Source organism: Chitinophaga sancti, assembly GCF_034424315.1.
In the GTDB taxonomy this organism is placed as follows: Bacteria; Bacteroidota; Bacteroidia; order Chitinophagales; family Chitinophagaceae; genus Chitinophaga; species Chitinophaga sancti.
The window spans coordinates 1497911-1513536 of sequence record NZ_CP139972.1 but is presented as its reverse complement, the minus strand read 5'-3'; the positions used below and the strand labels follow the sequence as shown (position 1 = coordinate 1513536).

The 15626-nt window shown below is 42.2% G+C and carries 9 protein-coding genes; all 9 read right to left on the bottom strand.

Annotation, left to right across the window (positions count from 1 at the left end; translation table 11 throughout):
* Window positions 1-289: 289 nt before the first annotated feature.
* The gene (locus tag U0033_RS05560) at window positions 290-1246 is read right to left on the bottom strand and encodes a hypothetical protein (RefSeq protein WP_143150919.1); all 957 of its coding nucleotides are present in this window, start codon (window positions 1244-1246) and stop codon (window positions 290-292) included.
* Window positions 1247-1258: 12 nt separating this feature from the next.
* Complete coding sequence (locus U0033_RS05555; RefSeq protein WP_072364916.1) at window positions 1259-2365, bottom strand: hypothetical protein; 1107 nt, start codon at window positions 2363-2365, stop codon at window positions 1259-1261.
* 239 nt (window positions 2366-2604) lie between these two features.
* The gene (locus U0033_RS05550; RefSeq protein ID WP_072365051.1) at window positions 2605-4815 is read right to left on the bottom strand and encodes a glycoside hydrolase family 3 C-terminal domain-containing protein; all 2211 of its coding nucleotides are present in this window, start codon (window positions 4813-4815) and stop codon (window positions 2605-2607) included.
* 5 nt (window positions 4816-4820) lie between these two features.
* Entirely contained in the window at window positions 4821-7103 is a 2283-nt protein-coding gene (gene bglX / locus U0033_RS05545) for a beta-glucosidase BglX (RefSeq protein WP_072364914.1), read from the bottom strand.
* Between the two features lie 262 nt (window positions 7104-7365).
* Window positions 7366-9036 (bottom strand): DUF6377 domain-containing protein, encoded by a 1671-nt coding sequence (locus U0033_RS05540; RefSeq protein WP_083571833.1) that lies wholly within the window; start codon window positions 9034-9036, stop codon window positions 7366-7368.
* A gap of 536 nt (window positions 9037-9572) precedes the next feature.
* A complete protein-coding gene (locus U0033_RS05535; protein ID WP_072364910.1) occupies window positions 9573-12032 on the bottom strand; it encodes an outer membrane beta-barrel protein in 2460 nt (819 codons plus the stop codon).
* Between the two features lie 145 nt (window positions 12033-12177).
* The gene (locus U0033_RS05530) at window positions 12178-12933 is read right to left on the bottom strand and encodes an IS5 family transposase (RefSeq protein WP_322518492.1); all 756 of its coding nucleotides are present in this window, start codon (window positions 12931-12933) and stop codon (window positions 12178-12180) included.
* A gap of 313 nt (window positions 12934-13246) precedes the next feature.
* The gene (locus U0033_RS05525; protein ID WP_072366597.1) at window positions 13247-14326 is read right to left on the bottom strand and encodes an efflux RND transporter periplasmic adaptor subunit; all 1080 of its coding nucleotides are present in this window, start codon (window positions 14324-14326) and stop codon (window positions 13247-13249) included.
* A gap of 12 nt (window positions 14327-14338) precedes the next feature.
* Window positions 14339-15604 carry a TolC family protein gene (locus U0033_RS05520; protein WP_072366598.1) on the bottom strand — a complete coding sequence of 422 codons (1266 nt, stop codon included), beginning with the start codon at window positions 15602-15604 and terminating at the stop codon, window positions 14339-14341.
* Between the last annotated feature and the right edge of the window lie 22 nt (window positions 15605-15626).

The window sequence follows — 15626 nt, the reverse complement described above, 5'->3', positions numbered from 1 at the left end:
TGATCAATGCTTTGATAGGTTTTCCCGGGGTATTGCCTGGGGGGAACTTGTTTAAAGTGTTGATCTTTATTTTTGCAGGAAATAATTACCTGCTTTTAAATGATGCTGCTGATCATGTAGATTATTTACCTCAAAAAGGATTAGTGTAATATTCAATCAAATAGAACTCATTTCATAATTACTATTTATGTATTGATTATCAGTTGGGAATACCTATTTATGAAATGAGTTCTAGCCTTTAGCCAGGGGCTATCATCATCTACTTGTTGGTGATAGCCCCTGGTAGTCTTTAAAAATCAAAATCTGTTGTTCCAGTCCAGGTAGTATCTGTCAACTGAAAGTTAGGGCTTACATTCAACGAATCTGTATTCAAATAAACAGAGATTGCCGTCAGCGAACTGCGTTTGGGCCGGACAGGTTTCGTGCCTAAAACAACTGCATTCCCATTCCCTTTTATCCAGGTAAGTGTGACCTGTAGCTGTGCTCCCGGAATAGAATCCTGTGTTCTGAAAAGATCAGCGGTGTAGATCCGGATGGGAAGCGTATCGTTGGTTCGCAATGTATCGGGCCTTATTTGCCCGGCATAGGTGGCTTGTAAATATCCGCTGGTGAGGTTGTGAACATCGTAGCGGATTGCAAAAGCCAGTCTTTTTAATTGTAAACTGATGGTCGTATTGTTTGCATCACGGGCAGTGTAATTGGTGCTGCCGAAATAAGTATCGGCTTCTGATAATGGATATTTAGCAAAGGTGTTAGCCAGGGTATCTGTGACGATACTCATATTGTTCAGGGAGTCGATGAACCCTGTTTCCATCGTTTCGTTCGTAGCATATAACATACGATCCTGGAGTCTGCGATGTATAGGATATGCATATTCCTTATACCCATTTGTAGCCAGTTGCCACCACAATCCCAGGCCGCTACCTCTTTTGATGGCTGCTACATTGACGATATAGGAACTGTCTTTCAGCAGCTCGATACTGATGCTGTCAGTGTTGTCAAATAATCCCTGTGCGTATAACGTGCCATGGCCTGTTCTGATATTCACACCGTAAATAGTGCTATCATAGGCTGATCTGGCGGCGATCCATGATTTACGAAGATCACCAATGCTGGTAGAGATGTCTCCATGTAGCTGTAAGTGTATGGTCACTTTTTCAGCATTAGTGGGGGGAGTGGGCGTTGTGGTAGCATCTCTTTTACAGGATACAAAAAAGGCTACCAGTATGATCAGGTAATTTTTCATAAAGAACATTGCTTAGAATCTGATGGGAGTATTAGTTGACCAGGATGTAGTTGAATATTTCAGGCTTAGCGAACTATTGCCTGATGTGGCACTGCTGTCCAGTACGGGCAGTGTAATATGCACGTTGAGGAGCTGGTTCCTGCCAGGCGTAGGGAGTGTGGTCGCGCTACTTCCGATATCGTAAGTCCGGCCATCAGGCAATTCCCATTTGATACCCGCAATGATATCGTAGGTGCCAATGGTGCCGCTACCCCTCGCTAAGGTATCTGCTCCCAGGAATTCCACGGCAGAATAAATGCCCAGTGCATGGTCGATCGTGTTTGGATACAATACTTTCCCGGGTAAATAATTGGGATAACCGAATGTGACGACCAACCTTCCCTGTGTGAGCTGGGGGCAGGTGTATTTAATACCAAATACCAGCCGGCGCATAGGAATGGTGATACTGGGGTGGGAGGGGTCGACGGTGTAAGCTTTTACTTCTCCGCCATAGGTAGTGGCCTCGCCTAAGGGCTGGGTGATGATCTGGCCGGTGCTATCGCTGGTAAAGGTTTGATAATCGGTACCATTTTCCCCAAATCCATAAGCAAAGTTTGGAATATTGGGCGCGTAATCCATATGGTTTTGCAGGATGCCACCAATGGGATAGTAGAACAGGGGTTTGCCGTTATCCTGTGGATTGCCATAGGTATCTCCCCATTCATAAAAATCATGGTAAAATCCATGCCCGGTTCCTTTTTGCAATACGATCAGCCTAACCCTGTAGGTATAGGCAGGATCGAGCAGGAAATGAATGGAGTCGGGGTTGTCGAAGATACCGAGGGCATACTTAGTAGTACCATTCCATATTTCTACAGAATAGTAGGTGCTATCCCGTAGTGTTTTGGCAATCATACCGCCGTTTAACATTTTGGGAGTTGAAGCGATCTTTCCTGCAGAGGGATCGATCTCTCCTGCAGACTGATCGACACTAAATTCACCTCCGGGCCGGAGGCTTACCATTACTTTTTGTGAGCTGGGGTTCGTTGAGGGAGGGTTGCTGTCAGTATTCTTTTGGCAAGAACAACAGTACAGGACAAAGGCCACCCCACAAACAATCAGAGAGATTGTAGTTTTCATTTTTGGGTTATTTTTTTGAAGAAATGCTACATTTTCCAGGCTGACAGGTAGAGTGGTGCAGCATGGAATTAATAGATTGGTTTCCCTTTATGGAGAGCAATTTACGGCATTTTTTGAGGGGGAATATTACTTGTAATAGTAGACAGGGTGGGTGATTGGGGGATTTTATTGTTTAAAGTGGCGTAAAAAAAATGAGATCACATTGCTGCGATCTCATTTTTTTCAGGTAGTGCATTAGCCTATTGTAAGCTAAACTCCACTACACTTTTAATATCAGTTGATGATGCTCCTACCAATGCTTTAAAAGCACCTGGCTCTGCCACCCATTCATGCTTCTTATCATCAAAGAAACTCAGCGCGGACCGATCAATTGTAATAGTCACTACTTTTTCTTCTCCCGCTTTAAGATATACCTTTTCAAACCCTTTCAGTTCCTTTACAGGTCTTGGCAGGGATGATTTTTCATCACTGATGTACAGCTGAACAATTTCTGCCCCATCCTTTTTCCCAATATTCTTTACCGGTATTGAAAAAGTGATGGTTTCCGCTGGTGTAAGCTGCTTCTTGTCGGCTGTCAGCTTTCCATATTGGAAGGTAGTATAACTTAACCCGTATCCAAAAGAGAATAAAGGCTTTATCTTTTGCTTGTCCGCATAGCGGTATCCTACAAAGATGCCTTCATTGTAATTGATCTCATCACCGCCTTTATATTCGCTCAGCGCATGGGCGCCATTGTCTGTAAGCTTAACCGGGAATGTAAACGGCAGTTTACCGGAAGGGTTCACGTCTCCAAACAAAACTGCAGCCAGTGCATTGCCGGATTCTGTTCCCAAATACCATCCCTGCAATATTGCCGGCACCTCATTGATCCATGGCATGGCAACCGCATTGCCTGAAATATTAATATACACCAGGTTCTTGTTGGCTTTTGCCAATTGTTGTATCAGTTCATCCTGTTTGTAAGGCAGACCATACTCTTTACGGTCGTTCCCTTCGCAATCCTGGAAATCACTTTTGTTAAGTCCTCCTATAAATATAACCAGGTCGGCATCCTTTGCGATTTTGATGGCTTCGCTGCTAAGCTCTTCAGGAGATCTGCGGTCTTTCAGGTTCTGTCCGGATACCACACCATTGTATTCGCCGGTTGAATCACCAACATAACCTCTTGCATAAACGATTTCTGCATCTTTTCCTGCGCGTTTCTTAATCCCGTCCAAAGGCAATACTTCGTATTTCGCTTTCAGGGAAGAGCTACCGCCTCCCACTGTCATCATTTTAATTGCATTCTCACCTATTACAGCAATTTTCTTTGTTTTGGTGAGGTCTATTGGTAAGAGGTTATTATTGTTCTTCAAAAGCACGATGCCTTCTTCGCCGATTTTGCGTCCTGCATCCGCATGTTCTTTGGTACCAAGTGAGCCCCAGGGTTTATTCCTGTTCATGTTCGTGCGGAAGGCGAGGAGCAGGATATGTCTTACTTTTTCGTCCAGTTCCTTTGTGCCCACTTCTCCGGAGCGGATCAATTTCAGATAAGGTACTCCAAGGTAGTAATTATCGTAGGCATTGCTCAGGCCACTGGCAAGACCGTCTGTCCAGGTACCGAACTCAATGTCAAGGCCATTGTAAATAGCTTCTTTGGTATCGTGAGCGCCGCCCCAATCGGATACCACAACTCCTTTGTAGCCCCACTCTTTACGCAGGATGTCTACCAGCAAGTACTTATTATGACAAGCATGCTGTTCTTTATATTTATTATATGATCCCATTATCGTCCATGAATCTCCTTCTGTCACAGCAGCTTTAAAGGCTGGAAGGTAAATTTCATAGAGTGCACGGTCATCTACATTTACATTGTATCCACTCCGGTTGGTTTCCAGGTTGTTAAGCGCAAAGTGTTTTACGCTGGTGGCAACACCGTTTGATTGAACACCCTTGATGTAAGGCACGACCATTTGTGAGGCAAGGAAAGGATCTTCACCAAAGTATTCAAAATTGCGCCCGTTGAGTGGAGTCCTGTAGATATTGACCCCGGGTCCGAGAATGACATCCTTTTTACGGTAACGGGCTTCTTCGCCCAGTGATTTACCATAGAGTGATGACATATCCTTGTTCCAGGTTGCGGCAAGGGCGGTAAGGGCAGGGAATGCGATTACAGAATCGTTCGTCCAGCCAGCCTGGCTCCATTCATCCCAGAGTACTTCCGGACGAACCCCGTGTGGTCCATCGTCTGTCCAGATTTCAGGAATACCTAAACGTGGCACCCCGGTAGAGCTGAATTTTGACTGTGCATGGAGCATGGCTATTTTTTCTTCAACGGTCATGCGGGACAATGCATCTTCCACCCGCTGTTCAAGTGGTTTGGAATCGTCCTGGTATACCGGGATATTCTGTGCTTTTACGGTACTTATAACGAGGAATAAAAGCCCTATGAGGTTTATTTTTTTGCTCATTTTCATTACTTTAACGTGATTGTTTCTTTTTGTACATTGTCACTGTTTGTTCCAATCATGATCTCGAAATCGCCTGCTTCGCTGTCATGTTTCAGCTCTGAATTATAGAACTTCAGGAGTTCATTGTTAATTGTAAAGCTTACTGTTTTGGATTCTCCTGCTTTCAGCCAGATCTTTTCAAATCCTTTGAGTTCTTTAACAGGTCGGGAAACGCTTGCTACCAGGTCCCTGGTATATAACTGTACGGTTTCTGCACCATCCCGTGTACCCGTATTTTTTACAGTTACCGTTGCGGTGATCGTGCCGCTCTTATCCATCACCTTTTTGTCCAGCGTAATGCTGCTATATTGGAACTGGGTATAGCTCAGGCCATAACCGAAAGGATAAAGGGGAGCGTTCTTCTCGTCCATATAATTGCTCCTGAACTTTTCAAAACCTTGATCAGATGCAGGTCGTCCGGTACTCAGGTGGTTGTAATAAACAGGGATCTGCGCAACGCTGCGTGGAAATGTAGAAACAAGCTTTCCGCTTGGGTTGACTACGCCATACACTACGTCAGCAATGGCCTGGGCTGCTTCACTTCCGCCAAACCAAACATTCAGGATGGCAGGAACATTTTCATTTTCCCATACAAGCGTCATAGGTCGTCCGGCAAAAAGCACCAATACCACCGGTTTTCCGGTTGCTACCAGTTTTTTCAGCAATTGCTTCTGGATGTCAGGGATGCCAATGTCTGTACGGCTACTTGATTCGCCGCTCATTTCTGAAGCTTCTCCCATGGCAGCAATGATCACATCTGCCTGCGCTGCAATGTCCAGGGCTTCTTTTGTTAATTGCTCTTCAGTGCGGTCGTCCCAGGGGATATCCCTCCCAAACATGGTCGCGTCCTTTTGCATCTGGGGGCTGCTCATCAGGTTAGTACCTTTTGCGTAAAGGATCTTCGCATTGCTGCCTGCAACATCCTGTAAGCCCTCAATCAGGGTAAGGGGTTTATCCAGTTTTGCAGCAACACTCCATGTTCCTACCATATTTGATTTGGTACTGGCCAATGGACCTATTACGGCAATGGTTTTCTTTTTATCTAGCGGAAGAATATTGTTATTGTTCTTCAGCAGTACAAAGCTTTCTGATGCAATTTTACGGGCGTAATCACGGTTTTCTTTTGTATAAATGTCTTTTTTTGCCCGGGTTTTGTCGAGGTATTTATAAGGATTATCAAATAATCCGAGCTTGTATTTAGCTTCCAGCATTCTCCTGCACGCGTTGTTAATATCTTCTTCCGTAACTTTTCCTTCGGCTAAAGACTTTAATAAGGTGTTGTTGTAACCTTCGCTAACCATATCCATATCCAGGCCCGCTTTTAATGCCAGGGCAGACACCGTTTGATGGTCTCCCAAGCCGTGCGTGATCAATTCACCGATGCCTCCATAGTCAGCAACTGTAAAGCCCTTAAAGTCCCATTGATTTCTCAGCACCTCGGTCAGCAGCCATTTATTGGCATGAGAAGGCACGCCATCTACGACGTTGAAAGAAGCCATTACGCTTCCCACGCCCTGTTCAACAGCTGCCTTATACGGATACAGGTATTCATTGTACATGCGGATATGGCTCATGTCAACGGTATTATAATCCCTTCCGGCTTCCCCGGCACCATATAATGCAAAATGCTTCACACAGGCCATTATATTGGTGTTGGATGAAAAACTGTTATCCTTTCCCTGGTAGCCCCTGACCATTGCTTTGGCTACTTGTCCGCCCAGAAAGGGGTCTTCACCACTGCCTTCGGATACCCGGCCCCACCTGGGGTCACGTGCGATGTCCACCATCGGGCTAAAGGTCCAGCTGATCCCATCAGCACTGGCTTCTTTGGCCGCTATCTGCGCAGTTTTCTCAATGCCGGCAAGATCCCAGGAACAGGCAAGTCCTAAAGGAATGGGGAATACTGTTTCGTAACCGTGAATCACATCCATACCGAATAATAAAGGGATTTTCATACGGCTTTCTTCCACAGCCACGCGCTGGATTTCCCGGATCTTTTCTACTCCTTTAATATTGAACATGCCACCTACCTGGCCTTTTTTAATCTTTCCCTTGATGTTGTCGTTAGTTCCAAGACCTGTAATAATGTCACCTTCGCTCGGGAGATTGAGCTGCCCAATTTTTTCTTCCAAAGTCATTTTCTTCATCAGCTGAGTGATGAATGTGTCCATTTTGGTCGTGTTCTGCTGCTGTGCATTCGAGAGGCGGGCAGAAGTAATGACCAAAAGGACCAGTACCAGTTTTTTCATAATAACGTTGTTTTTAATAGAGACTTGCCCCTCCAAATCAGGAGCTGATTGTATCTGCCTATAAAACTATAACGATATAGGAGTAAAACGGAGTGGTGTAGGTGAAAATGTAGAAGGAATTAAGAGGTAAGTGATTGGAAAATAATGATTTAACTAATCGTTTTTAACTGATAAATGTAGAACTGATGTGAGTTGAAATAAGCGAACCGGTAGAAAAAGCGCATAAAAACACCCACATTGCCTGCTATCCGGGTATTGAAATTCAGGCAATAGCAGGATGCTGTTTTGTAGGATTTTTATCAGTTGGCCGCCGGCCGATCTTTGCAACTTTGCTTTCAAATTCTTCACGCGAAACGGCGCTCCGGTTCCTGGCCTTTGTCCGGTAGTTGTAAATCGTACTGATTGAACAGCGTAGGAAGGCTGCAATTCTGACACTATCCGTAATCCCCAGTCGCTCCAGGGCAAAGATCCTCAGTTCAGTATTCAGGATTTCGCCCTCCCTGAAGGTATAGCGTTCTTCGGGGATCAGCAGGGAGTTGAGTTCTTCTACAAATCCCGGGTAAAGGTGAATAAAGATCAGGTCAAAGTTTCGATAAAGATCGTGCAGTTCGCTATTGGTAAAGTCCGTCGATTTGAGGATCCGGGCAATTTCTTCAAATTGCCTGCCTACGGCCTTTGTATTGAGCATTTTCCGGTAGTTTTCCAGTTTATCAATATAGGAAGAACAGAGATCGAAGAATTGGGCAATATATTCTTCTTTTACCCGGTTAGAATCCTGGAGTTCTTCATTGGAATTCTTTAATTGCTCGTTGGCATGAAGTATCTCCATATTCAGCAATTCCAATTTTGCCCCCGTGCGGGAAAGGGCTTCTTTCACACGGGTTATTTTTTTCATCTGCCGGTAAACATAAATAATGGCGGCCCCAAGAAACAGGGTGAGGATGCTGATCAATATCAGATACTTTTCAAGCTGTTTCCGACTGAGTTCGCTTTTTTCCTGGTAGGCGGCATTAATGATGGAATAAAACTCGGACATCATCAGCGTCCTGAATTTAACGTTGCAGAATATGGCATCTTCCAGGGCTGATTTGGCATATCGGTAGGCCCTGTCTATGTTGCCGTTATAATAAAAGTGAATTGACAGGCTCTGTATGGCGCCATGGTCATTAATGGCGTTCTCCACGTCGGCAATGGCGGCTAAGGTGTAAAAATCTACCCCCAGGTCACGCTTTTCCCGCTGCATGTTGATGTCGCCCAGCAGGTAGTTGGCCATCGCATAGACATCATCCCTCGATGTGGACCTTGAAAGCACATTTTTCAATAAGCTTTCCGCCGCTGCGAGGTCCTTCTTATAAATATAACCCTGGGCAAGGTTTATCCTGTACTTATCGGAATTAGGTGCAAGAACGGCCAGCAGGGAATCCCTGTAAACCTCGATCTGCCGGCTGTAGGTTTCATTGGGATTATTGGTGGTATAATGCTCCAGCAGCCGGTAATAAAATTCGTAATATAATTCTTTCAGTTCCCGGGAGAGTAGCGGACTCTTGATACTTTTCAGAATACTTTCAGCTTCCAGGTACCGGCCTGTAGACGAGAAGAGATAGGCTTGCTGTATTTTCGATTTATATTGCCAATCAGGATTGTTAAGCTGGGTGGAGATTTCCAGGTTCCTGTTCACATAATAAAGGGAAGAATCTATTCTGAACTTCCGGTACTCTTCGTACAGTTTTTCATTCAGCAGGTATTCTTCCTCCATTGAAACCTTGCCCAAAAGCAATTTCTTGTAGGAGGCAATCCTCTTTTCTTTCAGCGAAGCATAATACTGTTTGTTAGCAATGGCCTCATCAAGGCGATTTAGGAGGGAATCACTCGCGGCAGCATAATTACCTATTTGTATGGCAAAAAAAACAATTATAAATAAGTATGATTTCAAAGCAAAAAGGACAATTAAAAGTTTTTTTAATCTAAGAAATATCTTTCCCTTATGGACCTGTCACCTACACATCATTGCTAACTTCCATTATCCATGGGTGATGTGATATACTTTAACCGCTAATTTTTGGGAAAGGCCAATCATCACGCTTCAAAGTCCTTTATCACAGTAAAGAGGTATTCTTTAATCGCACAAAGTAAGGCAAATCTTTAACACCGGCACCATCATTTCCTCACTTCCTGAAAATTTGAGCAGGTCCACATGCGTTGTATTTAAATGAATAGAGCTGGTATTAAGCCAGCTCTATACTCTAAATTTTTACCTTCATAGAAATGATAGGCATAGGTTTTAACTGTCCTGTTTTATTGTCAACTATATTACACCTTTCGTGTAGTACAATTTACCTTTATCCGGGTAATAGGATTTAATTATCATTATGAACCGGAAAATAATGCTAATCAAGCGGAGGTTTTGTTCCTTGAAACGAAATTTCTCCTGTCCATATTCTTGAATGCAAAATTCCCTGCCGACCTAAATTATAGTTTTGCAGGTTTTTCAATTTGTTGCCCTTTGCCTGATGGCAAGCGATCAGATTCTAAGGACTCGTTTGCCGGTGTTTCTGCCTTAGGCTTCCTACCAAAATTGAAGCTTACATTAAGTTTAATTTGCCGGGAGTCCGTTCTGGAATCCATCTTAAAGACCTGTGCATTATTTGATAATACATCACCTTTGAAGACCCCTCCGTAAAGGGCATCAGACAGCGATACGCCAATGTTTATTTTATCATTTAAGATTTTCTTATTGATTCCAAAGTTGACTTCTGACATAGGTTTAAACCTAAAATTTGAATACAGTCCACCACTTTGATACCATACACTAAGCTCCAGGGAGAAGTTTGCCGGGAGTTTAAATGCGTTGTAAGAAAATACGCCAAAGCTGCTTGCTTGTTCCTTAAGGTTTTTATTCTCAAGATTGTCATTGAACTGGGAGGTGAAAAAATAGAGACTCTGGTTATTTTCCCACCAGTCGACACCTGGAACAGGGAATGATAAGGAGGCCTGCCATTGCTGCTGATGGCCGGTGTTTATATTGGTCTGGGAAGAGCTTGCCCCGGGGCTGCTAACATAAGTTGAATAAATGGGATCTTTGATACTGCTATAACCCAGTGTAAGATCAATAAAACTTAAGAACTGCTGGTTGAGTTCAATATTATTAGAAAACTGTGCCTTCAGTTGCGGATTTCCCTGCTGAGTTGTGTACAGGTCCAGGTAACGAACAGCGGGGTTGAGTTTATCGTAATCCGGGCGTTCAATCCGCCTGTTATAAGTGAGGGATAGATTATAATTGTCGCTTACTTTATATCCTATCAACGCATTGGGGAATAGGGACAGGTAGTTCTGGTGAACGGTGTTTGCATTGCCCTGACCCTTGCCTGAAATATTGGTATGTTCCAGGCGAAACCCGGCATTGAATGTCCACGGCTCACGTGCGATGTTCATATCAGCATAAGCTGCATGAATAGCTTCTTTATATTGGAAGTCATTGGCACGCTCCGGAACGGGTTGCCATAATTGATCTACCCTGTTTTCGCTGAACTGGGAATTATTAAGATTGGTAAATGAGCTTTTGAGCCCAGCTTCAAATCGCCCTGATTTCTTTTCTCCCCGGGTCAATTCCTGTACATAATCTACTCTAAAGATCTTTCTGTCTATCCTGGAAGGGTATGAGTTCCTGTAGCGCAGTTCTGAAGGTGTAGTGCCTGAATTGAAGGTTTTTAAAATAGTATAATCTTCCGATCCGTTTGATTTTAAATTATTGAATTGAGCAGCAGCAGTCAGGTATTTCAGGTCACTGAATGCATGTTTGAATTTTAAACCGTAATCCAGATTGCGCAGGGTATTGAGCAGAATATTGCGTTGGTTTAACAGGGAATCCTGCACCATGCCGGTGCTAAAACGGGTGACCGTTCTGCCGTCAGTAGGATTGCGCATGTCATTAAAAGACAGGTTTAGGTTTAATGAGTTTTTGTCGTCAAAATAATGATCTATACCTATTTTCGCGAGATGTGCGTTTGATTTCTCCGGGTTGAGCTGCAGCTGGTTCATAGAAAATTGTTTGTCGGTTTGTCCGGCAGGAGTATTGTCCAGGTTTTGGCTGCGAAACATGCTATCACGGTTGTGATTGTGTTCAAAATCGAATGAATACAGCAGGTTCAGATTCCATTTTGGGGTGCCATAGGTCATGTTTAGACTTTGATTGGTCTTATAATAGTAGCCCTTGCTTACATTTGAGCTGATTGTACCATTGACACCTTTCTTTATCTTCTTTTTGAAAACGAGATTAATTACGCCACCTGTGCCAGCGGCATCCATATTAGCTGGTGGATTGTTCATGACCTGTATAGATTGCAGGGTAGTTCCCGGGGTTCCTTTGAGCAGGTTTTTTAGCTGTGCGCCACTTATTTCCACAGGTTCTCCATCGATCATTACGGTTACCCCGGATTTACCTTTGATCAATACTTCGCCGTCTTTATTTACATTAACTCCCGGAAGGCTTTTAAGGAGATCATAGGCAGACTGACTTTGGGCAAGGCTGCTTTGCTCAACATTCATTGTTGCATTTCCTGCTGAAAGTGTGATTGCCTGTTTTTTGCCTTTGATGGTGACTTCCTGCAATTGTTGGGTTGAAGGCAATAGCTTAAAAAGAAGGACCTCCACCGGACCATCACCAATTGTTATCTGCCTGGTCTGGCTGCCATAAGTGATAAAAGCAACCCCGATATGATAACTGCCTGCATGGATGTTCCTGAATTCAAATGCACCAAGTGAATCGGAAATAGCATGGCTGCGGATCTTACCATCTGTGGTGTGTTTTAGGGTAATTGTGGTTCCTGGGAGTGGCAGATCGTGTTCATCGGTAACTTTTCCTTTGATACGTTGTTGGGCGATAGTATTAAAGGTTATCAATAAAAACAAAATGGAAATAATGTATCGCATGTAAATGTACTTTAATCGATCTGTAATGACACGAAGTAACATTTTAATTTTATCCCCTTTGGCTTCAAACTATATGAACCGGCAAAATCCTATTTTCAAACGTAGTTTTGCAACTATTAAGAGTATGTTTAAAAACTAATTCTACTTATTTTAGAAGTATACTAATGAATGCTACCTGGATGAAAGCCACAGATGATTCAGGTAGCCTTTCATAATCCTTCGACAATCTTCTGAAGTTATTGAGCCAAGCGAATGATCGTTCAACCTGCCATCTACCTTTCTGTGGCACAAAACCCCTTACTGTCGGCGGTTTCTGAGTTATTTCCATCTTCCATTTGTAATAATTCTCAACCATATCGCTAAACTCTCCCTGGTATGCTTTATCTGTACGAATCAGTTTCATTCTATGACTAACCTTTTCAATTTTCCACAGCAAATCAAAACCGCCAATTGAGTCATGAATATTTGCGCCGCTGACACTTATCGCAATTGGTAATCCTAAGCTATCAACAGCAAGATGCCTTTTTCGACCATTGATATGCTTACCGCCATCGATCCCGGTTTCTATACTTACGAATCCAGTTTTCTTTATACTTTGGCTATCGATAGCACTGACAGATGGTGCATAATTTCGCCCCTGATCTATCCGCTCTTTTCTAACCATTTTTAACATCACCTGTTCCAGCACACCTGCTTTTTTCCATTTATTGAAATAATAGTAAACTATCTGCCAGTAAGGGAAATCACTGCTTAGATTACGCCATTGACTACCTGTTCTGCAAATCCATAATATAGCATTGAAGATAGTTCGAAGGCTATATTTACGCTTTCTTTTGTCCGTTAATATTTTTTCTATACTTTTCCAGTGCGAATCGGTCAATAATGTGAACTTCGTTCTCATAGTTTGTTTTGTGGTAAATCCAAACTAATTGATCGATTCGTACTTTCCTAATTTTAGCCCATCAGAATTTTAAACATACTCTAAACGATCGTAAATTAGAACTCAACTCATAATTACTATTTATGTATTGAATATCAGCTGGAAATGCCTATTTATGAAATGAGTTCTAGTTACAATGGTGGTGAGGTATTTCCCTTTCAATGTAGATTTGACTTGCAGACCTTTATTTATGTAAAAAGGCGCCTTCCTTTGCTTGCCGGAAGACGCCTGGGTTTTTCAATTAATGGTTAAACTGGATTGGATTTATGATTGGTTAACGCTTTAATGCCTGATATAAATAAACTTGCCTGGAAGCTATGATTCGCTCTCCTGCTTTTAGACCGGAAAGAATATATACCCTGTCTTCCACGCGTTTTCCAAGTTCTACTTGTTGAATCCGTACTTTATCAGATGATTCTTTTACCAGCACATAATTATGATTTTTGTCAAATATTATATTGTTGGCGTTGATGTATGGGAGTATATTGGACTGATGACTGATCACTTCTACGTTTGCGAACATACCTGGTTTCAATATAAACCCAGGATTATTGATGACCGCCTTTGCTTTGATGACTGTTGATTCCTGGTCTATCTGATTGTAAATCTTTTCAATCTTTCCTTCAAATATTTTATCGGGATATGACAATGTTGTAATTCTAACGCTGTCTCCCTGGTGAACACTTGAAATGTCAGATTCGTAGATATTAAAAACTACATTGACTTTTGATAAATCAGCTATTGTAAACAGGCTTTGTGTATTGTCAGATCGTACCTGGGTACCTGTAGAAATATTTTTCCCAATGACAAATCCTGATAGCGGTGTACGGATTTCGTAAGTCTGCTTTTGTCCGCTTCTATTCATTTTCAGCACAGCAAGGCTTTGCTTGTTTTCTGCCATGGCTTTTTGATATTCCCCTCTAAGTTGTTCAACTTCTTTCAGGGAGGATAAACCAGATTTGTAGAGATCTTCAGATATCTCCATTTCTCTCCTGGTGTTATTCAGATTGGCCTGGGATATTACTGCATCTTTGTTAAACCCCGCGATCTCTGCACTTTGAAGAGTGGCTAACACCTGGTCTTTCCCTACGTGATCCCCCTGTTGGATTTTGATTGACTCAGTAATTCCGCTAATCATTGGGAAAATGTTTACCAGTTTATCTTCTGCCGCCTGTATTTTTCCATTGAGGTGAATAGATAATATTGTTCCATTTTGTTTTACAGTATCTGTTGCCAGGTTAGAAATAGCATATGTCGAAACATCGTTATCACGTTTCTGTGCATGATCCGCTGTTTTTCTTTTACATCCAACTATAGCTGCTATAAATGTTGTTATGATGATATATTTTTTCATTTTTAGATTGTGTTAGGGATGAAATATTTCAGTTCCTGTTACAAAATTTATTTTTTCCAATGCATTAATTCTTTGATACATCAGGTCATTCATTTGCAGAACATGAATTTTGTATGAGTCATACAAGTCCATGAATTCCAGTAATCCGATGTTTCGTTTTTCAAAGTTTTCGTGCGCTCCCTGAATTATTTCTGAGAAATCTGAGGTAAATGTGGAGTCGATTGAGTGATAAAGGCCATCGAGTTTCAGCAGCTCTTTGTAGCTTCCTGAAACTTCATTCTCCAGTTTGTTTTGTTCCACATTTAATTGTGTTTTATTTTGCTCAAGCTGTACCCTCGCCAATCTTATATTTCCCTGGTTACGTTTGAAGAAGGGTAGCTCAAATGCGACACCACCGGAAATGTACCCTAAACCATACCCCGCTTTTTTATCATAATTTAAAGAGAAATTTATATCAGGGTATTTCATGGCATTTTGCAGTTTTAGGTTGGTTGCCGCATAGGTAATGTTAGCTTTAACTATTTTCAAATCATGCCGGTTGGCCACTGCAGAATCCAGTAATTGAGGATAGTTGGTTCGCTGCAATTGGATGTTTTTAAATGGTATATCCAATGTTCTCGCCTGCAAATAAATGTTTCCATGGAATTGCCCCAGTGTTCTTAATTCCACTTCCAAATCATTTGTCTGTAATTCTAAAGCTGTTTTCTCTGATTGTAGGGAATAAAGCAGCGATTGAACGCGCAGCACTTCTTTTTTAGACATATTCCCTTTTTGATAAATTTGCTGAAAGGCCGCCAGTGTCTTTTTTAGTGCACTAATTTCTTCATTATATAATATTAAAGACTGCTGTTTGAAGTAAAGAGAATAAAAGGCGCTTCGAAGACCATATCTCAGTGTTCGCATCAGGTCATAGAATTCATTCCAGGCATTTTCTGTGCTGATTTTTGCTAATTGAATGTTTTTGTTGCGCTTACCTGCTGTTTGTATCAGTTGACTGACACCATATGTTTGTTGTGTAAGTGCATTTGTATCCCTTGTTTTACTATATAAACCGTTGGTAAAAGTAAAGTTCGGATTGGCAAACATCTTAGCTGTTATTTCTCCTGCAATAGTCCTGTCGATATTATACCGTTGTACCAATAGCTGCAGATTGCTCTTCACGAATCTATCTTCAAGTAATGGTAGTGTTATGCGAAGTGTATCTTCGCTCTGGGCTTGCGCAATAAAGCCTTTTAGTAAACAGGTTGTTAAAAACAACCACAATATTTTAGAATGCATAAATTTCGGATAGGTAATCCAT